General features: G+C 37.0%; 22 protein-coding genes. 9 read left to right on the top strand and 13 right to left on the bottom strand.

What is annotated here, in order from left to right; translation table 11 throughout:
- Positions 1 to 15: 15 nt before the first annotated feature.
- A complete protein-coding gene (gene bcp, locus MYP_RS21200) occupies positions 16 to 531 on the top strand; it encodes a thioredoxin-dependent thiol peroxidase (protein WP_081990630.1) in 516 nt (171 codons plus the stop codon).
- An 80-nt stretch (positions 532 to 611) separates the two neighbouring features.
- Here the strand turns inward: bcp and MYP_RS21195 are convergent, their stop codons facing one another.
- A complete protein-coding gene (locus MYP_RS21195; RefSeq protein ID WP_156140775.1) occupies positions 612 to 2,093 on the bottom strand; it encodes a hypothetical protein in 1,482 nt (493 codons plus the stop codon).
- A gap of 260 nt (positions 2,094 to 2,353) precedes the next feature.
- Between MYP_RS21195 and MYP_RS21190 the strand changes: the two genes are divergently transcribed.
- A complete protein-coding gene (locus MYP_RS21190) occupies positions 2,354 to 2,653 on the top strand; it encodes a hypothetical protein (protein ID WP_156140774.1) in 300 nt (99 codons plus the stop codon).
- A gap of 175 nt (positions 2,654 to 2,828) precedes the next feature.
- Here MYP_RS21190 and MYP_RS26230 read toward each other — a convergent pair whose 3' ends face one another.
- From MYP_RS26230 to MYP_RS26465, 8 genes are all read right to left on the bottom strand, one after another.
- Positions 2,829 to 2,984, bottom strand: coding sequence for a hypothetical protein (locus tag MYP_RS26230; RefSeq protein ID WP_156140773.1), 156 nt, complete (start codon positions 2,982 to 2,984; stop codon positions 2,829 to 2,831).
- Between the two features lie 424 nt (positions 2,985 to 3,408).
- Positions 3,409 to 3,855, bottom strand: a complete 447-nt coding sequence (locus MYP_RS21180) for a DUF6691 family protein (protein ID WP_045468011.1) — start codon at positions 3,853 to 3,855, stop codon at positions 3,409 to 3,411.
- 14 nt (positions 3,856 to 3,869) lie between these two features.
- Positions 3,870 to 4,439 (bottom strand): YeeE/YedE family protein, encoded by a 570-nt coding sequence (locus MYP_RS21175; protein WP_197060154.1) that lies wholly within the window; start codon positions 4,437 to 4,439, stop codon positions 3,870 to 3,872.
- Positions 4,440 to 4,738: 299 nt separating this feature from the next.
- Positions 4,739 to 6,154 (bottom strand): MBL fold metallo-hydrolase, encoded by a 1,416-nt coding sequence (locus MYP_RS21170; RefSeq protein ID WP_045468008.1) that lies wholly within the window; start codon positions 6,152 to 6,154, stop codon positions 4,739 to 4,741.
- Between the two features lie 8 nt (positions 6,155 to 6,162).
- Positions 6,163 to 6,978, bottom strand: a complete 816-nt coding sequence (locus MYP_RS21165; protein WP_045468006.1) for a sulfite exporter TauE/SafE family protein — start codon at positions 6,976 to 6,978, stop codon at positions 6,163 to 6,165.
- A gap of 60 nt (positions 6,979 to 7,038) precedes the next feature.
- Complete coding sequence (locus tag MYP_RS21160) at positions 7,039 to 7,353, bottom strand: ArsR/SmtB family transcription factor (RefSeq protein WP_045468003.1); 315 nt, start codon at positions 7,351 to 7,353, stop codon at positions 7,039 to 7,041.
- An 81-nt stretch (positions 7,354 to 7,434) separates the two neighbouring features.
- Complete coding sequence (locus tag MYP_RS21155) at positions 7,435 to 8,037, bottom strand: outer membrane beta-barrel protein (protein ID WP_156140772.1); 603 nt, start codon at positions 8,035 to 8,037, stop codon at positions 7,435 to 7,437.
- A 214-nt stretch (positions 8,038 to 8,251) separates the two neighbouring features.
- Entirely contained in the window at positions 8,252 to 8,389 is a 138-nt protein-coding gene (locus tag MYP_RS26465) for a hypothetical protein (protein WP_197060153.1), read from the bottom strand.
- 407 nt (positions 8,390 to 8,796) lie between these two features.
- On the opposite strand from MYP_RS26465, the gene MYP_RS21150 reads away from it, so the two are divergent.
- The 5 genes from MYP_RS21150 to MYP_RS21130 all read left to right on the top strand — a co-directional run bounded on the left by MYP_RS21150 (position 8,797) and on the right by MYP_RS21130 (position 12,151).
- On the top strand, positions 8,797 to 9,375 hold the full coding sequence (locus tag MYP_RS21150; protein ID WP_045468308.1) for a LemA family protein: 579 nt from the start codon (positions 8,797 to 8,799) through the stop codon (positions 9,373 to 9,375).
- Between the two features lie 5 nt (positions 9,376 to 9,380).
- Positions 9,381 to 9,821, top strand: a complete 441-nt coding sequence (locus tag MYP_RS21145) for a TPM domain-containing protein (RefSeq protein ID WP_045467997.1) — start codon at positions 9,381 to 9,383, stop codon at positions 9,819 to 9,821.
- Positions 9,822 to 10,568: a TPM domain-containing protein gene (locus MYP_RS21140; protein WP_045467995.1), complete on the top strand. Its 747-nt coding sequence runs from the start codon at positions 9,822 to 9,824 to the stop codon at positions 10,566 to 10,568.
- Positions 10,569 to 10,587: 19 nt separating this feature from the next.
- Positions 10,588 to 11,349 (top strand): TPM domain-containing protein, encoded by a 762-nt coding sequence (locus MYP_RS21135; RefSeq protein WP_045467992.1) that lies wholly within the window; start codon positions 10,588 to 10,590, stop codon positions 11,347 to 11,349.
- A gap of 178 nt (positions 11,350 to 11,527) precedes the next feature.
- On the top strand, positions 11,528 to 12,151 hold the full coding sequence (locus MYP_RS21130; RefSeq protein WP_045467989.1) for a LysE family translocator: 624 nt from the start codon (positions 11,528 to 11,530) through the stop codon (positions 12,149 to 12,151).
- Here MYP_RS21130 and MYP_RS21125 read toward each other — a convergent pair.
- Both MYP_RS21125 and MYP_RS21120 read right to left on the bottom strand, forming a co-directional pair.
- Complete coding sequence (locus MYP_RS21125; protein WP_045467986.1) at positions 12,131 to 12,817, bottom strand: type 1 glutamine amidotransferase; 687 nt, start codon at positions 12,815 to 12,817, stop codon at positions 12,131 to 12,133. The two genes, MYP_RS21130 and MYP_RS21125, sit on opposite strands and share 21 nt — an antisense overlap.
- Positions 12,818 to 12,908: 91 nt before the next feature.
- Positions 12,909 to 15,188, bottom strand: coding sequence for a TonB-dependent receptor (locus MYP_RS21120; RefSeq protein ID WP_045467982.1), 2,280 nt, complete (start codon positions 15,186 to 15,188; stop codon positions 12,909 to 12,911).
- A 241-nt stretch (positions 15,189 to 15,429) separates the two neighbouring features.
- Here MYP_RS21120 and MYP_RS21115 point away from each other — a divergent pair, with 241 nt between their 5' ends.
- A complete protein-coding gene (locus tag MYP_RS21115) occupies positions 15,430 to 15,828 on the top strand; it encodes an acyl-CoA thioesterase (protein ID WP_045467979.1) in 399 nt (132 codons plus the stop codon).
- Between the two features lie 58 nt (positions 15,829 to 15,886).
- Here MYP_RS21115 and MYP_RS21110 read toward each other — a convergent pair whose 3' ends face one another.
- Positions 15,887 to 20,473 carry a T9SS type A sorting domain-containing protein gene (locus tag MYP_RS21110; RefSeq protein ID WP_045467977.1) on the bottom strand — a complete coding sequence of 1,529 codons (4,587 nt, stop codon included), beginning with the start codon at positions 20,471 to 20,473 and terminating at the stop codon, positions 15,887 to 15,889.
- Between the two features lie 376 nt (positions 20,474 to 20,849).
- Here MYP_RS21110 and mfd point away from each other — a divergent pair, with 376 nt between their 5' ends.
- Complete coding sequence (gene mfd, locus MYP_RS21105; protein ID WP_045467973.1) at positions 20,850 to 24,221, top strand: transcription-repair coupling factor; 3,372 nt, start codon at positions 20,850 to 20,852, stop codon at positions 24,219 to 24,221.
- Between the two features lie 88 nt (positions 24,222 to 24,309).
- Here the strand turns inward: mfd and MYP_RS21100 are convergent, their stop codons facing one another.
- Positions 24,310 to 25,767: a hypothetical protein gene (locus tag MYP_RS21100; protein WP_045467969.1), complete on the bottom strand. Its 1,458-nt coding sequence runs from the start codon at positions 25,765 to 25,767 to the stop codon at positions 24,310 to 24,312.
- Positions 25,768 to 25,771: the final 4 nt, after the last annotated feature.

Below are 25,771 nucleotides of genomic sequence, written 5' to 3'. Positions count from 1 at the left end.
TCCTATTATCCTGTTATGAAAGCATTCATTCAATCAATCATTTTAGCCTTATTTCTCTTGTCTTGCAGTAGGCCTGCAAAGCTTAAAGTTGGAGATGCGGCTCCGAATTTTTCGGGTAAAGATCAGGACGGAAAAACTGTCACACTTAGTTCATTCAAGGGAAAAAAGGTAATCCTTTATTTTTACCCGAAAGACAACACTCCAGGATGTACAAAGGAAGCCTGTAATCTTAGAGATAATTATGACCTTCTGCAAAAGGAGGGTTACACAGTTTTAGGCGTGAGCGCTGATGACGAAGCTTCTCATAAAACTTTTAAAAGACTGCATGCTCTACCCTTTACTCTTATTGCAGATGTGGACAAATCTATTCATGAAAAATATGGAACATGGGTTGAAAAGGAACGGGATGGGAAGAAACTCATGGGAACTTCCAGGATTACTTTTATTATTGATGAGAGGGGCAATATAAGTGAAATCATTAATGATGTAACTCCGGGAGCACACACTGAGCAAATCAGAAAAGCATTTTAATAATGGTTTTCACTTGCTCATAGAAAAGGCTGCCCCACAAAGAGGCAGCCTTTTTACTATTAATTTAAAAGGGGGATTATTTATTTTTTAAATTCTAATAACTGGAACTTATTTGTCCTTTTATTCAGGTACCCCAAAACTACATTTTGTTTATATGCTATGGTATTATTGACCTCAGGTCCAGCTGGACCGAATTTATCTTCTTTAAAATCCGTAATCTTCTGCATTGCACTCTTTGGCACATTACCTTCAAGGTGAATAAAGTTATTGTCAAACAAACTTTCAAAATGCACTAGATTTATTCTGGTCATAGTCGGACCACTATTTGGAAAGTAGGAAGAGTATCCGAAGGCGGGATAGCCATAACCAAGAGATGCTGTGGAATATGGACTAAACGAAGATCCGGAACTAATTGGCATTCCAGTACCAGCACCTTTGTAAACAGTAAATTCCTCATAAGATCCTATTTGTATTGCCAGCTTGTTATTAGCTGTCTTATTCACCACAATAGCAATATTCCCACCAAGGGCTTTTTTGAAGAACTGTGATGGCTTCCTGATTATTTTTTCATCGTTATTGTCAAACCCCACAATTATACCTTGCTGAATGATTGGTGAATTAGCGATGTTCACTTCGTTTTCCTCAGGGAAAATGTTGTATGTAGCCAGCATGCTCATAGTGTCAAGATTTAAAACTGTTAGGTTCATCTGATCAGGATTCATACTTATTCTGAAAAGTGTATTATCGCTAATGAAGCTATTACCTTGTTGTCTCGACACATTTGCTGTCCTCTCGAGAGTAAAATTCAACTTTTTGTATACAGAGGTTTTTTTATAGGTATCTATCTCAATTAAATGTGTTCTGTCTGCATCATCAAAGGTGAAGAAGATTTTTCCGTTGTAGTGATAGAGTTTTTTATCAGAATGGACAGTCCTAATCGTATTGACAGTTTCAGGATTGATGTCATCGATCGCTATAGGTTTTGCTTCTTCAGAGCCATCGCTTTTTCTACTCAGCCTACCATAGAATGTTGGAAACTGCATATTATACATATCCGCTTCCAATGTTGCTATGTGAGGTGAAATGGTATAAACATTCACATCATTCTTGTATTGCATTACAGTAATTAAATAAAATTTTCCATCCATATTAAAGCCTTTAAGAACCTGCTCTTTGGGCTGAAGGACAAAAAATTTTTCGTAAGACTGTTCTCCAGTAATTCTGTTAACCTTTAGTTGAGATAATATATTTGATTTGGGATGGTGAAAATAGAACACAGCATAAATTGAATCGATGAGACCACCTAGGATCTCTTCTTTCTTTTCATTGGCACTTCTTTTATAAACAGTTGTCCTCTGCTCATTAAAATCATCAGAAAGTATAATGGTTTGATATTGTTTGTTAGTCTTAAACAAAAATGCAAGCCCTTTACCAGCCTGAGCTACAGAATATACATCCTTCGGATTTTGAATAGTAAGGTTTAGCGCGGTAATCTCGTGTTGTGCATTGGCTGTCATCGTCATATAATAGACAATGGTCAGCAGTAAAATACCTTTTCTCATAATTATACTCCCTTAAGACAACGGTTTTTCTGACTGAATTTGCAAGTTCTTTCATAAGGGAACTTATTGCGTATTCAGAAAATTGCCGCTATCATGTTGGCTACGATAGGAAAACAGGTATTTTTTTCTTTAGTTTTTTTTATGTCAAATGCTTGTAATATTTTTTATCATTTCGTACATTTATTTTTACTTATTATATTCATTAACAAATAATTGATTATTTGCAATTACACAAAAACACAATCAAAAAAATACAAAAAATGAATAATTTTAAGATTCTCCCTTATTTACTCGTCTTATTGATTGTTTCTCCATTAAGTTCTTATGCTGGGGGTGAACGTAAATATGAGACTATAGCAATCGGATCGTTCTTTGCGCTTGCTCTTGTGGCATTGGTAGTGTATTATCTTAGGTGGAAAATGAGCACTGCTACAGGAGACAAATTTATTTACAGGCAAGTGGAAGAAATCCGAAACGGACGACGCGTTGTTGTGAACAAAAAGTTTAAAGTAGTGCAGGATAAACAGAATAAAAAAGTAAAGAGGCGTCCAGGCGCTTAAACCTGTTCTGATTAATTCAATTTTTAAAAGCTCTATGATGAAAAGAGCTTTTTTTTCATACTTGCTGAACAATCCTGATATAGTGCTTGTGCCAATTTTATTTTCGGCCCATCTTTTAATACCAGCCTTTACATTGTCGACTTTTTTCAAGAGGTTGAAGTTTTAAATTTTCCTTTTAGAAATTCTTTAACACAATTTTTTTCAGGTAAATTAATCCTGTCTCGATGCTTGACCCTATATTCACTATATCATTGAAGAAATTACTGGAATAGTCAGGTATCCCTGTATATATCCATTCTGTTTGCTCTTCATTTTCTTGTATTAAACCCATATTTCATGTGTTTCAATACGGCCTTAACTGGCAAAAAAAAAGATTGTTTATGACTTGTTCATTTCCTTCCGAAAATTTTTTTATCCCCTTCTCTAATTTTTTGATTCCGGTTTCAAAATAAAGTTTTCATATACTTAGATTGAAAAAATTGAAATTTGTTTGAAGGAGAGAATAATTTTTAAACAGGGAATGAGCATTAAATTAATTTATACAATTAATGCGTTAGTTCTCGCTGGTTTTAAAATTGGGCTGTGGGAAATTTTTAATTTCATCACAGCCCTTGATTCCTTTGATTACTCATTAATGAGAAAAATGACAAAACTAAACAATGAGATTCATTATTAACTAATGTTCGCATTGTCTTACGATGGGAATTAAACCACTAATCCAAATATTTTTTTATCTGGTTATGATAGATCCGGTTTTAATGAGGAAGTTTTTCCCTGAAATAGCCATAAACCCATGTACCAGTTATTGCGCTTAATAATGAGATTATAATGACAGTCGCTCCTGTTCCTATCTGAGCAAATAGTGGTCCGGGACAAGCTCCTGTCATAGCCCAACCAAACCCAAACAACAATCCTCCATACACCTGTCCCTTATTGAAAGTTTTAGGATAAAAATTTATCTCTTCTCCGCTAACTGTTTTGATATTGAATTTCTTGATAAGCAATACTGAGATTAATCCTGTTGCAACAGCACTTCCAATTACGCCATACATATGGAAGGACTCCAACCTGAACATTTCTTGAATGCGGAACCAACTTATAATTTCTGCTTTAGTAAAGACAATTCCGAAGATTATTCCAACTATTCCATACTTGATATAATGCCACCAAGGGCCTGATCGATATATTTCCTGATGTGTCATGAAAGTTAAATTTTTTAAAGAGAAAGAATAAGTGGGAGAATAAGATTTGCCATAATAAAGCCTCCTGCCATAAAGCAGCATGTTGCGATTAGTGAAGGCCATTGCAATGTTGACAATCCCATGATGGAATGGCCACTGGTGCAACCTCCCGCATATCTTGTCCCGAAACCTACGAGGAACCCACCTACAACCATTAGAAGAAATCCCCTTAGTGAGAATAAGGCATTCCAGTTAAATAGATCTTCAGGCACTATGTTTTGATAATTCGTAATGCCATATGCTGCCATATCTGTAGCAAGTTTCTGGTTAACTATAACCGGCTCAGGATTATTTAGAAATGTAGCTGCTATAAAACCTCCAATAACAATGCCTGCAACAAAGAACAAGTTCCATGTTTCTTTTTTCCAATCATATTGGAAAAAGGGAATTTTCGCAGGAATACATGCAGCACAGATATGCCGAAGGTTTGAACTTATTCCGAAAGATTTATTGCCGATTAGTAAAAGAATGGGAACTGTTAGTCCGATTAGTGGTCCAGCCACATACCATGGCCAGGGTTGAGATATAAATTCTATAATATTCATGATGCATTTATTAAAATGTCTGCTTTAGATTATGAATCCTAGTGCTTAGAACCCACTAAAATTATCTTTAGAGGTACATGTAACACAAACAGATTTGCTTTCCTTTGCCATCCGTGAGCATTCAAAGGATCCGCAACTTGTAAGCTCTCTTTACTTGTCTCTGAAATAGCAAAAAGAAAATGATTTTTCTTTAAATAGAAAAAGGACGTCTTTCGTTTTGCTATACTGTCTATAAAATAAGCATTTTGACTCTATTTCCTTTTGTTTTAAGCTTTCAGCTTTTCACTTCTTTTTTTATCCTACACCTTTAGTAATTTGCTTTGACAAATGAAATCCGTTTTGGGAACAGAGGTTTTAGCAATAGCCCCGAAACCGCCTGCAATTTCTGTAAAGTTTCTATAACCCCTTGCTTGTAATATAGATGCAGCTATCATGCTTCTATACCCACCGGCACAATGGAGATAAAAATGCTCTTTCGGGTCAATATCTTTTATCCATTCATTAATATAGGCAAGCGGTTTGTTAAATGCATCCTGCACATGCTCTGCAGAGTATTCAGTCTCTTTTCTGACATCAATTACTTTACTTTCCCCAATCTTAATTTTCCTTGAAAATTCTTCGGCATCTATGCGGTTTACAGAATCGGTTTCTTTTCCTTCTGCTAGCCATGATTGAATACCCCCTTTGAGATGCCCTAGGATATTGTCGAAACCTACTCGACTCAATCGTGTTACAGCATCTTCTTCTTTTCCCGGTTCTGTTACCAGTATTATCGGCTGCTTTACATCTTCTATCAGTGCACCAACCCAGGGAGCAAAGTCGCCATTCAATCCAATATTAATTGACTGCGGAATAAATGATTTATAAAACTCTGTGTTGGCCCTTGTATCTAATATCAGAGCGTTTGTGGCATCTGCAAGGTCCTCTAATTCTGAAGAACTAAGAGGTTTAAGTCCATGATTGAGCACTTCATCAAAACTTTCATAACCATTTTTATTTAAAGCTGCATTAAGCGGAAAATAAGCAGGCGGAGGTAATAGCCCATCTGTAACTTCTTTTATGAAGGTGGTTTTGTCAGGCTGATTCAGTGCATAATTAGTTTTTTTCTGATTGCCCAATGTGTCGGTTGTTTCCTTCATCATGTTTTTACCGCAAGCGCTTCCGGCTCCATGTGCAGGATACACGATTACTTCATCTGCCAGAGGCATAATTTTGTTCATGAGGCTATCATAAAGCATACCGGCCAAGTCCTCTGCTGTAATCTGACCAGCCTTCTGAGCAAGGTCCGGTCGGCCTACATCTCCCAGAAACAAGGTATCTCCGGTGAATATAGCATAGTCTTTTCCTTCTTCATTTTTCAAAAGATAAACAGTACTTTCAAGCGTATGCCCGGGAGTATGCAATGCCTTTATGGTGACATTCCCTAATTTGAATTCCTGACCATCAACTGCAACTATTGAATCAAATTCAGTCGTAGCTGTGGGGCCATAGACTATAGGAGCACCAGTTTTTCTGCTAAGGTCCAGATGACCGGATACAAAGTCAGCATGAAAATGTGTTTCAAATATATATTTGATTTTAGCACCCGCTTTTTCAGCTCTGGCTATATAAGGTCCTACTTCTCTTAGAGGATCTATGATGGCTACTTCTCCCGCAGATTCAATATAGTATGCACCCTGTGCGAGGCAGCCAGTATAAATTTGTTCTACTTTCATATAATAAATTAAGGGTGAAACAATACTTCTTTGATTATAATAAATAATCCAAGTACAAGTGTAAAATAACCAAAAGCAGGTTTTAATTTATCCCCCTGTACTTTTTTTGATAAAATCATACCAATGAAAATTCCTGCCAGTGCAAATGCTGTGTATACCAAAAGAAAATTCCAGTCAGCGTTCAGTCCTGCATAAAGATCACCGGTGAAACCAATAAGGGAGTTTGCCGCAATAATCAACAGCGATGTGCCGATCGCTACTTTCATCGGGAGTCCGACAAAAAGTACCAATGCCGGAATGATCAGGAATCCTCCTCCTGCTCCTACAAAACCTGTAAGTACTCCGAGAATTAGTCCTTCAAAAATTATCATGGAATAATTAAATTTAATTGTCAGAGGATTAAACTCTTCTTCACTTATAGTTTTTTTCAATTGTTTTTTGATCATGGAATAAGAAGATACAACCATCAATATTGCAAAGGCAATCATGATCAATACTTCCTTATTCAGCGCGATACCTGAGTATTCCGCAATTGTCTCGGGTAGGAGTGGTACCAAAAATCGTCTGGTTAGGAAAACAGACAAGAAGGATGGTACTGAAAATGCAATTGCAGCTCTGTAACACAATTGTTTTTTCCTAAAGTAACTAATTGCACCTGCCAATGAAGTTGAGCCGACAACAAAGAGTGAATATGCTGTAGAAGTAACCGGACTTAGTTTTAAAAGATAAACCAATACTGGTACCGTTAGTATGGATCCTCCTCCCCCAATGAGGCCAAGCGTGAGTCCTATTAGTATCGCAAACAGATAACCTAAAATTACCATAGCTTTAATTTAATATATTTACATATTTATATACTTACATATTTTGATGTTAAAAAAAACTCAATCGCATTCGCACTGAGCTACACATTCCAAAATTTTTACAATGCGTTTTTCTTTTAATTCATAAACCATGTTTTTGCCTACTCTCTGGCATTTAAGGATTTTTTTATTTTTCATGGCAATGAGATGGTGAGATAGTGCAGCTTGCTCTATTTTAAGATGCTCCTGAATTTCCCCTACATTCATCCTGGAATTCTTCTCAAGCAGCTCAATGATGGACATACGCACTGGATGCGCAATTGTCTTTAGTACAGCACAAGCTTTTTCAAGCTTTTCAATACTAATTCCGCTTTTAGAGTCAGTTGTAGATTCCATTCTTAAGTAGTTATGTGTATCTAAACGCAAATATATGCAAAAAGTTTCATATGTAAAAATGTACATGTGATTTTACTCTGATCAAAACCTGCAACCCAAAATTACAAAGAAACTAACCGAATTGAATTTAGTAGTGTGAGGAGCATCTTTGTAAATGTTAGACATAGGAAACTGGTAACGAGCTACCAAATGAAAAAAGATTTTTTTCACGAATTTGTACCCAAATGTACCCCCAGCAAATGGTGCAAAAACGAAGTCATTTAACTTTGTTGAAGCGATAGAGAATTCTTCCTTTTTGGAAAGAAAGTACATTGGAGCCATCCCTGCATGTATTCCTATTATATTTGTTTTATGCAAAGGATAAAAATTAAGAGAAACCGGAACCTCTAAATACCGGTATTTAACTTTGGCGACTCTGCTCATTGTCATACCATTTGGTCCTGCAAAAGGAATAGCATTACTCCCGCCAAAAGTTGCGTAAGTTGGTTCTATGCAAAGATCAAAAACTTTTGATATCCCTGGAAAAAAGGCAATTCCATAAGATGGGGCAACTATTGAAGAAGTCTGTAAAGAAGACGAGTTACTTTTGATATTTGAAATATTAAATCCTCCCTTCAATCCTATTGATTGACACATTGAAAGAACAGGTATTAAATGGAGTAAGAAGAGTAGAGCTTTCTTCATAAGATAACGTTTTGAAATGAAGATTTACCAGAATGTAATTTCGAGAATGTAGATCCGGAAAAAAATTTCGTTGGAAATCTCCTTATCAACCGGAAATCTGAGCTTGTGTTTGCTCTTATTTCCTTTCGTCTAAAAATTTAATTTCAAAAACTAATAGAGAAGTTATTTCGAAATTAGTGAGTTGATTAAAAATATTAATTAAAATGGTAATAAATTACCGATTTATTTCTTTTAGCTCCTTTTTCTTCTTCTCCCAGGGCTTTTTAGTTCTTGACATCATATCATAACTGATATACAAGATGATAAGTAAAAACAGAAGTGCGAAAATCAGAAGAACTTTGTTTTTTTTCATAGAATATTTGTTGTACTAAATCAATAATTTTCAGGATTGTGGATTACTTTTTAAAATATCCTATAGATAAATATACTTTACTGGTTACCTTTGATCCGATAGATGTATTTATCTACAAATAACACTATTTTTTTCATAACCTGTATTAATTTCTTTTGTAAAATAAGAGGCCCCTTTTTAGGGGCTTTTTATTTTTACAGCACTTGACATCTCCTGAATGTTCAAAAAATTAAAATTAATCACCTGTCTTTGAAAAATCCTGTTAATCACCTCAATAGACCATATACTATAAAAATTTAATGAGTTGAATAAAAATGATATATTGTTTTGATAGTAAATCACCGTTAAATTTCAAAACAATGGTGTTAATTCTTAATTTTGCCTTTAACTTAAAATATTATCAAAAAATGAAAAGATTAATTTTTAACCTTTTACTTCTATTATCGGTAGCCTCTCTTAGTTCATGCGGTTATAATTCAATGGTAGAAAAACAGGAAAATGTGGAACAGCAATGGGCTCAGGTAGAGAACGTTTACCAAAGAAGGCTTGATCTTATTCCAAATCTTGTAAATACTGTAAAGGGAGCTGCAGATTTTGAAAAAAGTACGCTTACTCAGGTAATTGAGGCAAGAGCAAAAGCAACTTCTGTAAATGTGGATGCAAGCAAACTTTCTCCTGAACAAATTGCTAATTTTCAGAAAACTCAGGATCAACTGTCTTCTGCACTTTCTCGTCTCTTAGTCTCAGTGGAACAATATCCTCAGCTTCGTACTAATCAAAACTTCCTGGAATTACAGGCTCAGCTGGAAGGTACGGAAAACAGAATATCTGTTGAACGCAGAAATTTTAATGAAGCTGTTATGGATTATAACGCCTACATAAGAAAATTCCCTCAGAATATGATTGCCGGTATGTTTGATTTTGAGAAAAAAGGATATTTCCAGGCAACTGCCGGAGCAGAAAAAGCACCTGAAGTTAAATTCTAAAATATATGGCAAAATCCTTCTTTTCCGAACAGGAACAGGCTGCTATTGTATCGGCCATTAAAGAAGCTGAGAAAAATACCAGCGGCGAAGTACAGGTGCATTTGGAAAACCATTGCAAGGAAGATGCACTTGATCGTGCAGCAGATATTTTTAAAATACTAAAGATGCATGAAACCAAACTCAGGAATGGTGTGCTATTTTATCTTGCTCTTAAAGATAAAAAATTTGCTATTCTTGGCGATGCCGGCATAAATTCAAGAGTTTCCGATCATTTCTGGAATGACATTAAAGTCATGATGCAGGAAAAGTTTAAAGAAGGCAAATTTACAGAAGGACTTTGTCTTGGAATTATAAAAGCCGGAGAACAATTGAAAATTCATTTCCCTTATTCAAAGGATGATATAAATGAGTTGAGCGATGATATTTCTTTTGGAAAGGATGAATAAATGAAAGTAGTGAAATTGTACAGATTTTTATTAATCCTTTTATTTTCTTTCGGATTTTCGAATTATCTGTTAAGCCAGAATGATATACCTGAAAGACCATCCCCGCCCAGGTTGGTGAATGACTTTGCCGGAATTCTCTCTTCTTCGGAAAATCAGGCTTTGGAACAAAAGCTCCTGAACTATGAAGACACAACTTCTACGCAAATTGCTGTAGTCATTGTGAAGTCAATAGGGGATTATGAAGCGGCCGATTACTCTCAAAGACTCGGACAGAAATGGGGGGTTGGAGTTAAAGGTAAAAATAACGGTATTGTTATATTGGTAGCAATAGAGTCTCGTGACTTCTTTATTTCTACTGGCTATGGCATGGAAGGAGTCGTTCCTGATGCAATGGCAAAAAGAATATTTGAGGAAGTAATTAAGCCAACATTCCGAGAACAACGATATTATGTTGGTCTTGACGAAGCTACAAACATCATTATTAAACTTGCCTCTGGTGAATACAAAGGTGAGCCTAGAAAGCAGGGTGGGCGTAATAAATTTGGAACAGCTATTATTTTAATAATCCTGTTCTTTATATTGTACGGTATATTCAAGAATAAAGGTGGTGGCGGTCACACTACATATTCTTCCAGAGGACCATTCTATGGAGGCGGAGGCGGAGGCTGGGGATCAGGTGGAGGCGGAGGCTTCGGTGGTTTTGGAGGCGGAGGCTTTGGCGGAGGAGGTTCCGGAGGAAAATGGTAGAATATAAATTATTGGCAGCATGAGAAAATATTTTCTGGGCATCATTTTAGTTATTTTTTTAAGTCAATTTCTGAATGCAGAAGTGCTTGTTAGATTTCCTGAGCATAGTTTTGTATTTGACAATGCGGATCTTTTATCTTCCGAACAAATCGTTAATCTTGAAAAGCAATTGCTGCAAATAAAGGATTCATCTAATGCGGAAGTTATAGTTATTTCTGTTGACTCTTCCGTTAATACAGACGTAAAGCGTTATGCAGAACTGCTTTCCAATCAATGGATCGAATCTGGCAAATTAAGTCAGGATAATATCATATTTATATTGGACCCGACAGACCGTAAGTTTGCGATTATCCCGTCAGAAGAGTTGGCCGGAAAAATTGATATAAAACTTTTAAAGAAGATCGAGGATAAGTACCTCCTTCCTCAGACAAGAAATAAAAAATATTACGAAGGAATTAATAACTCTATTGCTCAGATCAAACTGGTTCTATCAGGACAAATGGTTAAATCAGATTTGGATAGCAACTATAGAGGGCTGTTTTTCATTTTTGTAACGTTAATGGTTATCTTTTTTATAATCTTGTTTCCGATTCTACAATATAAGGCTGTGCTTCAAAATCATTTCGGTACCAGAAAGCCCGGTTTTTTTAGAAGCCTGATGCTGATGAATACATTTGGAGCTCAAAGAGGCGGTTTCGATGCGTCCTTTAAAAACAGCGACTATGAATCCAGGAAAGCGGCTTTGCTAAGGGGCGCCGGAGGAGCAATGGGGGTTTGGTAATCTGAACTATACTGAATACACATTTCAATTGTCATCTCATAAATAGTTAATAACATCGCCCGAAATACTTCAAGTGAATGGATTGACGTTTACTCTCTGATCCGGGGGATACTTTGAGGTGTTGCGTGGAAAGTTAAGCGTTCGAATTAATTACCGTGATTCATTTTGATTAAAGATTATGATAGATATTATTTGGCATTTATTGATAGGTGTGGTGGTTAGTTTTGCCGGTAGCATCCCTTTGGGTACTATTAATCTTGGTGTGGTGCAAACCACCGTTTCTGTCAATCTCAAAGCAGGGCTCTACTTTGCATTGGGAGCAACTTTGATTGAATTAATTTATAGTACTATCGCCATTAAACTTATAGGAGTATTAATGACTCAAACCCATCTTGATTCAATCATTCGTATGGTTTCTGTTCCGGTGTTCCTGCTGGTTGCAGTGTATTATCTGAAGAAAGAGGAAAAAGAGGGAGAAAGCCGGGAATTAAGAAAGGGAAGGAGTTTTCTTAACGGAATTTTTCTTGGAGTAATTAATCCGCTTCAGATTCCTTTCTGGGTTTTCTGGGGATCTATTTTTATGAGTAATAACTGGATCTCAAAAGATGATTTTCTACTGAATGTATTTATAGGAGGCATATGTATCGGCACTATCCTGGTACTTACACTTATTGCTTTCCTAAGTCATTCAATCGCCGCAAAGGTTAATCTGAAGAGCCAGTTTGTAAATAAACTAATCGGTTATGTTCTGATAGTTTTAGGAGTATACCAGCTCTTCGATTTACTTTACAAATTTATTTAAGAAGTTTATCATCATCTCATTGGATGTTGGGAGATAATCTTCTTTACGCAATTCTTCTGGCGTTTGAATGAAGCGTCCTTTTACCAGTTCATGCCCGCAGTTAGCTATTAACTTATCTATACCACTAGCAGTCATTTCCAAGTGAAACTGAAATGCGACAACATTGTCCCCATATATAAAACCTTGGTTTTCGCAAGCTTCACTTGATCCAATTCTTTTAGCACCGGAAGGAATATCAAAAGTATCTCCGTGCCATTGAAATACTGTAGATTTCGACTGAAAATCATTAAATAATTTATTATTCTTAGCTTCTTCAGTCAAATCCAGAGGTAACCAACCAATTTCTTTCTCTTTGTTCTTATATACTTTTGCACCCAAAACATCAGCAATAAGTTGTGCACCTAGGCAAATGCCAAGCACTTTTTTATTTTTATCTATAGCTTTAGCAATGAGTTCTTTCTCCTTTTTCATCCATGGGTACTGGCTTTCTTCGTACACCCCCATCGGTCCGCCCATTACAATCAATAGGTCAAACAAATCAACAAAAGGAAGTTTATTATCTTCATAAAATTTGGTCGCGGTGAGTCTGTTGGCAGGTACTTTAGCCCATTCTTTTATACATCCAAGCCCTTCAAACTCTACATGCCTTAAATAATGAATGTTCATAGCAAATTATTCAATTCTAAAAGTCAGATTTTTCAAATATACTATTTGAAAGGGAAATATGAACCTTGCCTCAAGTATATTTTTGGACTTTTTATTGAAGAATCCACCTAATTCCTGCAAATCCCCTTATCCCCTGAACGGGTGCATAGTTATAACTTGTATCAAACGTATACCCATTTGGATTACTCACAGAGTCATTCACTCTTTTATCAAACGGATCTTCGGAACGAAGCAGAGAATACTTCGGCAAATAGTTCAAAAGATTCTTAACTCCTCCATATACCTCGAACTGTTTGTTGATTTTTTTCGTGATCTGAATATTCTGGATACTGAACCATGGTGAAACGGATGGGCGATAGTCATTGGTCTGCACTGGTAATTCCATCGGCCCTGTTACCCTTCCTGTATAATCTATAACAATACCTAATTGATTGATCTTATAAGTTACAGCAAATGTGCCTGAAATCTTTGGCGCATGAAGTTGCTGCACCCTTCTGTTTACTCCAATGCTGTCTTTTTGTACAGAGTATACATCCATCAGAGTTATACCCGCAATGATCTTTAATGGAAAGGAAAAACTGAAATCTGTATTTAAAGTAATTCCTTTGGAAATAGCATACCCATTAAGATTGTCATAAATGATTTTATCCGGATCTGTCAGAAAATCACCAATAATTTTATTTGTGAAGTAAGTGTAGAACAAACTCAGATCAAGCCCTATAAACCCCTTTTTTGTATTAATGAACTTCTGGTAATTTAGGTTTGCATTATATGATTTCTCGGGCTTCAGCTCATGTGAAATGATCACTTCTCTGGAGCCTGTTAATGCTGCGTGATCTTCAGTAAAAAGATTTACAGTTCTGTATCCATTACCACCACTTAGTCTGATAATATTTGTTTTTGAAAGATCATATTTAAAGCTGATTCGAGGTGTAAAAATAGAACCATGAATTGAATTATAATCATACCGCAAACCCGCAAGACTCTTGAGTTTGGTATTTATGGCAAACTCTTCCTGCACAAATATCCCCGGAAGAAAAGTCTTCTGAGGGGCGTTGACAGGTTCCGCGATATCTGCAGAGCTGGTTCCGGGAGTATTATCATCGTAATAAATATAACGGAAAGGCAGACCTATTAACAAATCATGTCTTGCTGAAAGTTTTTTGTCATATAAAAACTGTGCAAAGCCTATATATTGCTGGGCAATAAAAGGCATTACCCCATAAACCGAATTCTGATGATGGGAATTAAGTGAAAACTGAAATGTTATTTTCTCTTTCACTGGAAGCTGGTAAACTCCAATCAATTCATATCTTTTTGTGTAGATGGATTCTCCATAAACACTGTCTGTTCCACGGAATTTATTCTCATAGTTTAGCTCTCCTCCCCAGCGATCTTCATAGATGTATCGTCCGGCGACAGATGCTAACCTGTTATTTTTTCTTTTAAAATTCCATTTGTTAAAAACTGAAATTCGGTCCTGTAGTGTGACATCTGTAAAGTGGTCGTTATTTACATCAAGTTTATTTTTGAAGTTGAAATAATTTATTCCCAACAGGGAAGTGTGCTTTCCTGCATTACTTCTTATCGATACGTCTGCATTAAGCTCTTGCTGAGATGTTGCAAAGACGTCGACTGTTCCCCTTGGAGATGTAGATGGGTCTTTTGTGATAATATTAATTAAGCCTCCTACAGCCTCTGATCCATATAAGGTGGATGCCGGGCCTTTAACTACCTCGATTCTTTGAACCATACTGTTTGGGATTCCGCTTAGTCCGTATACAGTTGACAGGCTACTTACAATTGGCATTCCATCAATGGTAATCATTGTATAAGGCCCCTCCATTCCGTTTATATGGATATCTCCGGTATTGCAGACATTGCAGTTGAGCTGAGGTTGCACTCCATTCACTATTTGAAGGCTTTCGAACAGGCTTGGTGTCGGGTTTTTCTTAAAGTAGTTTGGTGTATACACTTCTACAGGGATTGGAGAGGAAGTTCTGCTTACTTCTTTCATTGTACCCGTCACGACTACTTCATTAAGTTCTGATTTAAATGCATCCAGCTGTATGTCAAGTTTTTTATTGTCACCTGTTTTCAGCGTTACAGTTCTTTCATAATTCTGATAGTCTATGGCCTGAACCTTAATCTTATAAGTTCCATGATTTAATTGTTGAAAAGCAAAATTTCCAAGTGTGTCGGTCAATTGGCTCTGATTCAGGCTTTCTATAATCACCAGAGCTCCTATGACCGGTTCTCCTGCTGAACTTACGTTCCCCTTTATATAGGATGTCTGACCACAGCCTTCATTTACGCTAAGTAAAAGGCTTAAAATCAACAGAAAAAATATATGTTTAATTTTTAGTTCCATTTAAATTTAAATTTTGTCAAATATAAAAATTAAATTTAGATAAATGATATAATATTTTTAGATTGGCCTAAAATTTAAATATAAGACTATTATGAAGGGGAATTGTTTACCAGGAATGAACCATTACACTCTAAAAAATCTTTTTGATCATAACAATCAATACTTTAGTTTACCATAATAACAAATGGGTTGACATTTTTTTAATGATTATTACAGATTTATATTGTAAAAAAATGAGAGTATGGATTTAGAAACCAGAATTAAAGAAGCGGAGACACGTCAATTTAAGGCAATTTTTCCCAACACAGTGAATCACTATGATACACTTTTCGGAGGGGCTGCTCTTGCATATATGGATGAAGTTGCCTTCATCACAGCAACAAGATTCAGCAAGCTCAGACTTGTTACTGTTTCAACAAATAAAATAGATTTCAAAAGGCCGATTCCAGCAGGGACAATCATTGAAATCGTTGGCAAGATAGAGCATGTAGGGAATACCAGCATTCAGGTAAAAGTAGAAATCTACGTGGAAGAGATGTATCATGAGAAAAGGGAAAAAGCAATTGAGGGCTTATTTACTATGGTTGCTGTGGGAGAAGATAAAAAGCCTGTGAGGATACTGAAGGATTTTGGCAGTTAAAAAAATAGAAGTAATGCAGTAATTTTTTCAATTTATTACTGCATTACTATTTTAAACACTACTTTTTTATGAGCTTGATGTCTTTTACAAAAGTGTCCGTCACGACTTCCAAAATATATAGACCGGAAGCAATATCAAGATCAATCGTAATTTCTCCTTTTTCAGACAGAGCCGTGAAGGTCTTTTCAAATATCTTTCTACCGTGTACGTCATAAATGATAGCGCTGAGAACCTTTTCTCCGCTCAGGCTGTATCTGATATGCGCCTTATCGTCCGCAGGGTTAGGATACACATAAAATTCATCTTCGATTCCGAAGTTCAGACTTTTCACTTTACTGAAATCTGTCTTGCCATCCTTATCAACTTCCTGAATTTTATAATAAGTAATGCCTGAGTTGCTAGCTGGCAGTATAAACTTATATGTATTCATTGATTGATTCCTTGCGGGAACCTTCGCCGGAACAACATTCCAGGTTTTTCCATCCTGACTAACAAGAATATTGAAATGAGAAACATTTTGCTCATTAGCAGTAATCCAATTCAGGTATACTGTTTTCTCAGCCTGTCTAACTTCAAATGAAAGGAAGTTAAGAGGCGTAGTCGTCACATCGCAACCAGTCACGACTTGTGCAGAAGGGGATGGTGTAATTCCTTTGATATCAATATAAGCAGTATTAATAAGTAGCCCGGTTGCAGGACAACTAGCTATATTTCCTTTCCAGACATATTTTACAGAATCATTTGCAAGGACAGGTCCATTAATCTTAGTATAAATAACAGAACCTGCTGTATTTGTTCCTGAGATGACAGCAGGGGAACAACTAGGGCAGCCACTCAGGTCTGCATCTGTAGCAGATACAAATGTTACTCCAGCAGGTATCGGATCTCTCATAACTATATCGAAGCCTGAGTCTAGCCATGTATTCCATTTTTTGACTGTGGATGCATCATTGTTGGTACTTCTCCAACCGGCATATCCAGCTACCTTTTGCAGGCCTGTATGAATATACTGTGGGGTACCTGGCATTGTCACACCACTTGCTACCAGAGAGAAAGATGCTTTGTCCTCAAACAGTTCAAGTTTAATATCTATATCTGTAAATCCTGCAGGGAATGCTGTATTAGTCGGTTCTGACATAAGCTGAGTATAACCTGCTGCACTATAACCATGATCCCATAAGCTTAATACTATTCCATTGTATTCTTTTTTCATCCGTATTTCATACCACTTATTCCCGTTTTGCCTGAAAACAAGTGCATAAATTTCCTGATATGTTGCCAGATTAATAGTAGTATTAATAGAGCCGTTTTTCCCATGAGAAAATTTATGAGTCATCAAGTTGGAGCCTGTGGCGCCATTAAGTCCTGCACCACTGATAATCATATTACCTCCGGAAAAGGTAAACGGATTGCCTTCCACTTGTCTCCAATCTGCAGTAGTTCCGATTGAAGAAACAACAGTACCTGACTTGTTTTTGTAGACTACAGTATAAGTAATATCATCACCGGTAAAATAATTAGCTTTATCCGCTTTCTTGGAAACACTAGGGTCTGGAATAAATACAGCATCACAGCTCACTTTTGTTTTAGCGGTATCTTTCACCCATGGTTCATTATCGGCTTTTGCATAGCCCGTGTTGATGATTTCATCAGGCGTAGGTCCGGCAGGGCAGTTAAAGAAGGCTGCATCTTTAACTCTGACCCAAAATTTATATTCAATAGAGTCATTTACCAGTAGTTGAGAAACTGTAGGCCAGGTAATCACACGTCCAGCTAAAGTTCCTACAGGATAACCTGTAATAAATCCACCAAATGTTACTGAATTAGGTAAAGTGTCTTTAACTATGATATTGTTAAGTTCACGACCTGAAGCTGGAGATGTACCTAATATTCTTCTCCAGGTATAGCCATCCCATTCTTCCACAAGCACTTTGTTGGAAATTTTAGACGTTGTTCCACAAGCCTCAGGATGGTATTTGTTTAATGGAACATCCAAGTTGTCCGGGTCTGACCAGTCATTGGTAATTAATGTTTGCAGATCATTTGAAGCACCTGTCGTGTTTAAGGCAGCCTCATAACTCCAGTCGTCCGAAAAGTTAAAGCTTCCGTTAGGATTTGTAAAGACCCTAGCTTCCATGCGTGGAGGAGCTAGTTCTCCACGGTGTATCATTTCCCTATTACCACGATACTCTGCAAGGTGCTGAGTTACCGTTGTAAGGGCTTCCGGAAATGTAATGAAAAATCTGTGATTGTATCCAGGTCCCGGAACAAGCGGTTGTACTCCCAATGTTGGAGGAGCTGTTCCAAAGCCCTCTGCAGTTCCCACTGCAACCTGCCAGGCTGGAGGGCCATTTTCTTTCAGGAAATATGAGACTCTGTAATTTTTGAGGTTGATATAAGCTTCCTGTGCGCCATGAAAGAATCTGAAGTTCATTTTCAATTCATTTGCAGGGTTTGTAAAAGGCTGCAAGCCCATTGAAAAATGGACGCCCGGTCTTCCTCCGTTTAAGAATGCAACAGAGGTGTTCTTTACTTTAATTGTATAAACAATACTATCCCCTACTTGCACAATACTTCTGTTTACTGATTTTACTATAGAAAGTGGTTTCTCATTAAGTATATCTACACAATTCCTTTCCATAGTCTCGGTAATATTATTCGGATATTCGTTGCTAGTCCAACCGGAACCGTTTGTTGCCGTAATGGTAGCAGAATTACAAATTCTCGCTGGGGCATTGCTGTTGACAATTACTTTTAAAGTAATGGTGTCCATAGTCTGAGCCAGATTTGCAGGAACGCCGATTTCTGTTCCGGGAACAGTACCTAATGACCAGGTAAGTTTGCTGGCCGCCTGGGAAAAGGTTACTCCTGCAGCTCTTGGACTTTGAGATAAAAATGTTAATCCGGTAGGCAGTTCGTCTGTAATTACAACCCCTGTTGCCGACGGCTTTCCAAAGTTTCTGTAAGTAATTTTATATGTAAGTGTATCCCCGATATAAGCATAGGTTTTATCTACTGACTTATAAATCTTCATATTTGCTTCAGGCATCATATCCAGAGGATCGTGCCAGTTACCGGTGAGAACCATCATACCAAGGAATCTGAAGAATTCATGAAAATACAGAGGATTAGAATCGGTATACTTTTGAGCACCTCCGTCAGCTCCATCCCATGTAATTTCGCATTTTCTGTACATCTCTGACATAAGTCTGAAATTTTGCACAGCCACAGCAGAAGGAGAAAATGCACCGAATGCTTTATTCAGCCTGAAATACAAGCTTCCCATGTTGGCTCCGGTCGGACTATGGTAGGTTGTCATAGTGGACGGTCCGCATATATCGAGCTCTTGAGTAGGAAGCTTATAGGGGACATTTCCATATGATTGTGGATCTAATAAAAATTTCTCGTTATTTTTAGCAAAGTCCAGTTCATAAGTATTGCCACCAGGAATCACCTGGTGCCCAGTTGGAGTATTGCTTGGGTCCCATGAAGTAGTAGGATTACCATTCCATACATAATTTAATACCGTTCTCCAACCCAGTCTGAAATCCTCGCCATCATTAAAGCTTGTATAAGACGCGTTGTTAGCAGCATCCAAAGCCCACCATCCTGCAAATCCAACCAAACCTTGTTCGGCCATTTTTCCCATTGCCCAGTCACTCGATGCTTCTGCTCTTCTATACTGTTTAATCAACCAGGGAGATTTCCCCTCTGCCTCAAGCATATCTCCAAAAGATCTGAAGTAAGCCGGAGCATAATAATCAATATGTTGTTGGTCTCCACCTGTTCTTTCCGGATTCATTCCCAGATACGATCCTCCCTGCGCCCAGTTAGTAAGCTCATTCCAGGTATCTCCCCCTTTCATATAACCATCCAACCCGATTATACCGGATATATACTTTTTCATTGGAAGAGAAGGTGCGTAAAGTAAGGTATCAACCATTGTTGAGATATACTTAATAGCTTCATCCTTGTAAGTGATAGTGCCTAATTCCGGGTCATTACAGATGACTCCATTATCACCCCATTGCTTCCAGGCAACAAGCATTGCAAGAGCAATATCCACATCTCCGTCAGAAGCAGAATTTCCACCTAAAGCACCTCCATAAACGTTTGTGGAAGGCCCAAAGGATCCAGCTCCAGAAATTCCCGGGCTGTAGCCATAGTTGGGGGAATTCATCACATTATCAACAAACCGCACTGTTTTTTGGAATTGACGGTCATGCATCCACATGTAATATCCGTCATAGGTTTTTTTATCTCCCATGTAGGCTGCCGCCAATAAATAATACCCATCGGCTTCAACACAGGTACAATGCATTATAGGGGAATTTATATTCGGCATTATATATCTAACACCATTGACTGTCAATGGACCGGCGGTAGTTCCCTGAGTGACGTTGTACGTCATATTATTGCAGATCATCTGATATGCTTCTCTGATTCTAAGCTCCAGTTCTGCATGGGTTACTCCTACCGAATGATGCTCGGAGCTTGCTATTGTTTTTAAAGCTCCCTGATTGTAATCTTTAAACTGTGGGAAAGGAAAATTAGGATTTCCCGAATTGATGTTAGCTGGTATCTGAGAATAACCTTGAATCTGAAGAAGAAAGGCACTTATGACAAATAGTAAAAGTCTCTTCATTTATATACTTAATTTTTTTTGAAACCTTGAATTAGGGTCGCCGTAAAAGACAGTGAGTATAATTTGTTTTCATATTCTTTATTTAATGTGTTTTTAAAGAGTTGTTGTTACACTTATGTTACCCTATCCTGGGTAACATATGGTGTGACAATAAGAAAACATCACCCTCCCCGTATTGTACTTTTTTAAGAAACTTTATCGTCGACCTTCGTTTTTTAACAGTTTTCCTCTATACAATATTCTATTAATACCCATTTAAGCATAATTAGTAAACGTCCATTCCAAACTTTTTTGCTTATTTGAATATTATTTATTCAGAAAGAATTTTATACTGCCTCTCAATGTTTTTAAATTTGTAGTTCACAAAGAGAATAGTTTGAAAGTAAAAGATTTAATAAGGCTTTATCAGGAAGACCCCCTGGTTCAGATTCTCCATGATAAGATAAAGTCTGACAGCAATTTACGTTTCCGTCTGAAAGGGTTAAATGGCAGTATGGATGCCGCAGTGTCAGCAGCTATATGCAGTTTAAGTCCTGGAAATCACTTATTCATCCTTCACGACAAGGAAGAAGCTTCCTTTTTTCAAAATGACCTGCAGGTGCTTCTTCAGGACATGAACATTCATTTTTTCCCTAACTCGTATAAAAGGCCCTATAAGTTTGAAGAAACTGAAAATGCCAATGTGCTTATGCGTGCAGAGGTGCTTAGTGCTGTGAATAACAGAGGGGAAGATAATTTCTGTATAGTCAGTTATCCTGATGCGCTCACTGAAAAAGTAATCAATAAAAAGTCTCTCAAAAGCAATAGTTTTACTGCTAATGTAGGCGAGAAAGTAGATCTTCAGTTTGTTACTGAATTACTTTCAACTTATGACTTTGAAAAAACCGACTTTGTATATGAAGCAGGCCAGTATTCTATCAGGGGAGGGATCGTTGATATATTCAGCTATTCTCATGATTACCCATACAGAATTGAACTATTCGGTGATGAAATCGAAAGTGTAAGAACCTTTGATCCCAATACACAGCTGTCTGTAGAGAATAAAAAAACGTTTTCCATAATCCCCAACGTACAGACAAAATTGCTTCAGGAGAAAAGAGAATCTTTTCTTGAATTCCTTCCTGATGATACTTATATCTGGGTTAAAGATATTGAGTTGACCCTGGAGATTATAGAAAGATATTTTGACAGAGCAACACTTTCATTTGAGCAGATATTAAAGGAGACTGGTGGTTCAAAGTTAATTACTTCTCCTGTTCAGTTATTTGAAAATCCTGAAGAATTTAAAAAGCTGCTGGAAGGGTACAAGATTCTGGAATTCGGAACCCGATTTTATTTTGATACTGATAACCTTATTGAGTTTTCATCTAAACCGCAGCCTCCTTTCAATAAGGAGTTCAGCCTGCTTGCTGAAAATTTAAAATCCTATCAGGAAAAGGATTATACAAATGTTATCGCTGCAGAGTCCTATCACCAGATAGAAAGGTTAACTACCATCTTTAATGAAGTTGACAGATTTCTTAAGTTTCAAACAATGAATGCCGCGCTCAGGCAGGGCTTTATTGATGATCAGTTAAAGCTGGTGTGTTATACCGATCATCAGATTTTTGAGAAATACCACAGATATAAAACCAAAGAAAAGTTTTCAAAGTCAAAGGCAATGACTTTGAAAGAGCTACGCGCTTTGCATCCTGGAGATTTTGTTGTTCATGCTGATTACGGTGTAGGTAGGTTCGCTGGTCTTGAAAAAGTGGAAGTAAGCGGAAGACAACAGGAAGCAATACGCTTGGTATATAGAGATGATGATTTGCTTTATGTAAGTATTCATGCTCTTCATAAAATATCAAAGTATGCCGGTAAAGAAGGAACCCCACCTCCTATCAGTAAACTTGGTTCCGGTGATTGGGACACCAAAAAGAAACGTGTAAAAAAACAAGTCAAAGATATTGCTAAGGAGTTAATAAGCCTGTATGCTAAAAGAAAAGCGGCTCCTGGATTTAAGTTTGACAGAGACACTTTTCTTCAGGCAGAACTCGAATCTTCATTTATCTACGAAGATACTCCTGATCAAGCTAAGGCTACAGCCGATGTAAAAGCTGATATGGAACTTCCTCATCCTATGGATCGTCTTGTTTGTGGTGATGTGGGATTCGGTAAAACAGAAGTTGCGGTGCGTGCAGCATTTAAGGCAGCAACAGATGGCAAACAGGTAGCAGTGCTTGTGCCAACAACCATCCTGGCTATGCAACATTACAAAACTTTCAGTGAAAGGCTTAAAGGTTTTCCTGTAAATGTGGAGTATGTGAACAGATTTAAAACTGCTCAGCAGATAAAGGAAACTATCAAAAGAGTAGAGGAAGGCAAGACTAATATTCTTATTGGTACACATCGCCTTATTGGTAAAGATGTTAAGTTTAAAGACCTTGGCTTATTGATTATTGATGAAGAGCAAAAGTTTGGTGTGAAAGTAAAAGATAAACTTAAAGAGTTTAAAGTTAATGTAGACACTCTAACTCTTACTGCAACACCGATTCCAAGAACTCTGCATTTCTCACTAATGGGAGCAAGAGACCTTTCTATTATCGCTACCCCTCCTCCTAACAGACAACCTGTTACTACCGAGATTCATGCTTTCAATGATACGATTATAAGAGATGCTGTAAGCTATGAATTGAAACGGGGAGGACAAGTATTCTTTGTTCATAACAGAGTTAAAGACATCGAAGAGATGGCTGACAGGATCAAACGCCTTGTGCCTGATGCAAAGATGGGCGTGGCTCATGGACAGATGGAGGGAGATAAACTAGAAAAAGTAATGCTAAAGTTTGTAGAAGCAGAATATGATGTATTGGTTTCAACAAACATCATTGAATCTGGTCTGGATATTCCTAATGCAAATACCATTATCATCAATTCAGCACACATGTTTGGATTGTCTGATCTCCATCAGATGAGAGGACGCGTGGGTCGTTCCAACAAAAAAGCTTTCTGCTATCTCTTGACTCCTCCCGTATCCACCCTTCCAGCAGATTCAAGAAAGAGGCTAAGTGCACTCGAAGAGTTCTCTGATCTTGGAGATGGATTTAAGGTTGCAATGCGGGATCTGGATATTCGTGGAGCAGGTAACTTACTTGGTGCAGAGCAAAGCGGATTCATATCAGATCTGGGTTTCGATATGTATCATAAAATTCTTGATGAGGCCATACAAGAGCTTAAGGAAACTGAGTTTGCAGAGTTGTTCAAGAAAGAACTTGAAGCTAAAGATTTACATAAGCCTACCGATTGTCAGATAGAAACAGATCTTGCTGTAATTATTCCGGAAACTTATGTTTCCAATATATCCGAAAGATTAAGTCTTTATTCTACACTTGATAATATTAAGACAGAGGAGGAGCTTCAAAAATATAGGGCATCTATAATAGACCGTTTTGGTCCGCTTCCTGAAGAAGTTAAGGACCTTGTTGAAACTGTAAGGCTCAGATGGCTTGCCGAAGGACTTGGTTTTGAAAAGCTCACTATCAAGAATGGCACAATGAAAGGATATTTTGTTCAGAATAATGATGCCTATTACAAATCTGATATTTTTGGTAAAATACTCCTTTTTGCTCAGAAAAATCCTAAAAAGTGTAAGCTGAAAGAAGTTAATAAAAAACCGATGATCGTATTTGAAGATATTGATTTTATGCAACAGGCTATGGATACTCTTCAAAAAATTAATCCGGCACCAGTAACAGAACCCGTGAAGTAGACTTAGGTTATTTGCTATATTCCGTATATTTGGAGAAAGAGGATGTGTCTATTAACATCCTCTTTCTTTTTGAACGGTTAATGTTCAACTACTCTTCCGCTATTTCAAAAACATTATAAACTCTTTTTATCACATTTATCTTTCCTGGCTTACCTTCCAGAGCATTCAGAGAATAGTCGCTACGCGCTCTGGTCATTGGTAAGCTGGTCGTTTTAAAGTTTCCGTTATTGTAAGTAACAGTGATGTGATCTGCTGTTTTACCTCCTGTATAATCAATATACCTGAATGTAAATCCTGACTTATCTTCATTAGTTCTCATATCAAGAAATGAGCCGGTAAAATAAGTGGAGGAGTGACTTACCTCATTGGGAGTAGTGAATGTTTTGATTGTTTTGTTGAAAAAATTAATTTTTCTGAGATTAAGGTTTTTGTCAAACTCAGCTACAAAAACCCTATCTGAACATTCCATATGCGAACTTGTAAAGTTCACCAGGACATCATAAGCTACAGGATTATAGGTTTCTCCAATCAGGAAATAATTTTCTCCTATTTTAGTAGCTCTGATAGGATTTAGTCTGGGACCGCCCTTTTTAAATTTGATTTTGTCGCTTTCATCAAGTTTAGACAAAAATTCCTCCGATTCCAGAGATAGTAGTTTTTCCTCTGTTTTCTTAGTTGTCAAATCAAAGCTAAGAAAGAGAAGGCCTCTTTCATTGTTTGCTTTCATCAGAAAGTTGCCATTATTTTTACTAAGATTAAACTGAGCAAATAATACTCCGTTTTTACCATCACTATAAAGTGCAGGCTTCTCAACAATTTTTATGTCCTCACTGTTAAATTCATGGTTTAATACCATGTTGCCATCCTTTACTTTATTAATTAATAGTCCTGTATATATTTTGGGAGTTTTTAATTTTGCCTTACGAACATAAAAGCTGTAGAGGTTTTGATCAATAGTTTCAGTGTAAGTCAAGGGGATTATCTTTTCTTCATAATTAAACGCGTTTTCATAAGTCCATTTAATATTTAATTTATTATCGTAATGGATTATTCCTTTAAATACCTTGTCTTCAAATAACATTCCCGTGAAAATAAATCCGGAGTTACCATTAGCAACGATAGTTGAGTTAATGTGCCACATTGCTACTTTGTTTAGAAGTTTTGTAGTCCCAAGTTGCTTCAGGTCTCTTGAGCTATATGTCACTATCTCTGCTTCACCGTTTGTGACATTTTTAATCCCACTGTTTCCGTTAAAATTGTATATTACACACAAAGCTGAATCATTCACAGCAGCAGAAATTACATCATCATACATGTTGCGGGGCTCTTGTACTGAAATTATGGGCTTCATTGAAACATCACATTTGGAGATAGTGTAAGTTGATGTTTTCTTAAATTTTTCCAGGTCTCGACTTACAATGTAGTAACCCTTGAGTTTCTTATTTTCATAAATCGGCTTTACTGTCAGAACTTCATATATACCGGCTTTACTTTGATTAAAAATGGAAATTAGTAGAATGATAAAGGTAAGTTTGAGGTTTTTCATAGTT

It is taken from the genome of Sporocytophaga myxococcoides (assembly GCF_000775915.1).
GTDB lineage: Bacteria > Bacteroidota > Bacteroidia > Cytophagales > Cytophagaceae > Sporocytophaga > Sporocytophaga myxococcoides_A.
The sequence above is the reverse complement of the archived record's forward strand: the minus strand, read 5'-3'. Positions and strand labels throughout refer to the sequence as shown.

What these genes read in the sequence shown, in the direction of transcription:
- bcp (WP_081990630.1), top strand. Translation starts at nt 16, where the DNA reads ATGAAAGCATTCATTCAATCAATCATTTTAGCCTTATTTCTCTTGTCT.
- MYP_RS21195 (WP_156140775.1), bottom strand. Translation starts at nt 2,093, where the DNA reads ATGAGAAAAGGTATTTTACTGCTGACCATTGTCTATTATATGACGATG.
- MYP_RS21190 (WP_156140774.1), top strand. Translation starts at nt 2,354, where the DNA reads ATGAATAATTTTAAGATTCTCCCTTATTTACTCGTCTTATTGATTGTT.
- MYP_RS26230 (WP_156140773.1), bottom strand. Translation starts at nt 2,984, where the DNA reads ATGGGTTTAATACAAGAAAATGAAGAGCAAACAGAATGGATATATACA.
- MYP_RS21180 (WP_045468011.1), bottom strand. Translation starts at nt 3,855, where the DNA reads ATGACACATCAGGAAATATATCGATCAGGCCCTTGGTGGCATTATATC.
- MYP_RS21175 (WP_197060154.1), bottom strand. Translation starts at nt 4,439, where the DNA reads ATGAATATTATAGAATTTATATCTCAACCCTGGCCATGGTATGTGGCT.
- MYP_RS21170 (WP_045468008.1), bottom strand. Translation starts at nt 6,154, where the DNA reads ATGAAAGTAGAACAAATTTATACTGGCTGCCTCGCACAGGGTGCATAC.
- MYP_RS21165 (WP_045468006.1), bottom strand. Translation starts at nt 6,978, where the DNA reads ATGGTAATTTTAGGTTATCTGTTTGCGATACTAATAGGACTCACGCTT.
- MYP_RS21160 (WP_045468003.1), bottom strand. Translation starts at nt 7,353, where the DNA reads ATGGAATCTACAACTGACTCTAAAAGCGGAATTAGTATTGAAAAGCTT.
- MYP_RS21155 (WP_156140772.1), bottom strand. Translation starts at nt 8,037, where the DNA reads ATGAAGAAAGCTCTACTCTTCTTACTCCATTTAATACCTGTTCTTTCA.
- MYP_RS26465 (WP_197060153.1), bottom strand. Translation starts at nt 8,389, where the DNA reads ATGAAAAAAAACAAAGTTCTTCTGATTTTCGCACTTCTGTTTTTACTT.
- MYP_RS21150 (WP_045468308.1), top strand. Translation starts at nt 8,797, where the DNA reads ATGAAAAGATTAATTTTTAACCTTTTACTTCTATTATCGGTAGCCTCT.
- MYP_RS21145 (WP_045467997.1), top strand. Translation starts at nt 9,381, where the DNA reads ATGGCAAAATCCTTCTTTTCCGAACAGGAACAGGCTGCTATTGTATCG.
- MYP_RS21140 (WP_045467995.1), top strand. Translation starts at nt 9,822, where the DNA reads ATGAAAGTAGTGAAATTGTACAGATTTTTATTAATCCTTTTATTTTCT.
- MYP_RS21135 (WP_045467992.1), top strand. Translation starts at nt 10,588, where the DNA reads ATGAGAAAATATTTTCTGGGCATCATTTTAGTTATTTTTTTAAGTCAA.
- MYP_RS21130 (WP_045467989.1), top strand. Translation starts at nt 11,528, where the DNA reads ATGATAGATATTATTTGGCATTTATTGATAGGTGTGGTGGTTAGTTTT.
- MYP_RS21125 (WP_045467986.1), bottom strand. Translation starts at nt 12,817, where the DNA reads ATGAACATTCATTATTTAAGGCATGTAGAGTTTGAAGGGCTTGGATGT.
- MYP_RS21120 (WP_045467982.1), bottom strand. Translation starts at nt 15,188, where the DNA reads ATGGAACTAAAAATTAAACATATATTTTTTCTGTTGATTTTAAGCCTT.
- MYP_RS21115 (WP_045467979.1), top strand. Translation starts at nt 15,430, where the DNA reads ATGGATTTAGAAACCAGAATTAAAGAAGCGGAGACACGTCAATTTAAG.
- MYP_RS21110 (WP_045467977.1), bottom strand. Translation starts at nt 20,473, where the DNA reads ATGAAGAGACTTTTACTATTTGTCATAAGTGCCTTTCTTCTTCAGATT.
- MYP_RS21100 (WP_045467969.1), bottom strand. Translation starts at nt 25,767, where the DNA reads ATGAAAAACCTCAAACTTACCTTTATCATTCTACTAATTTCCATTTTT.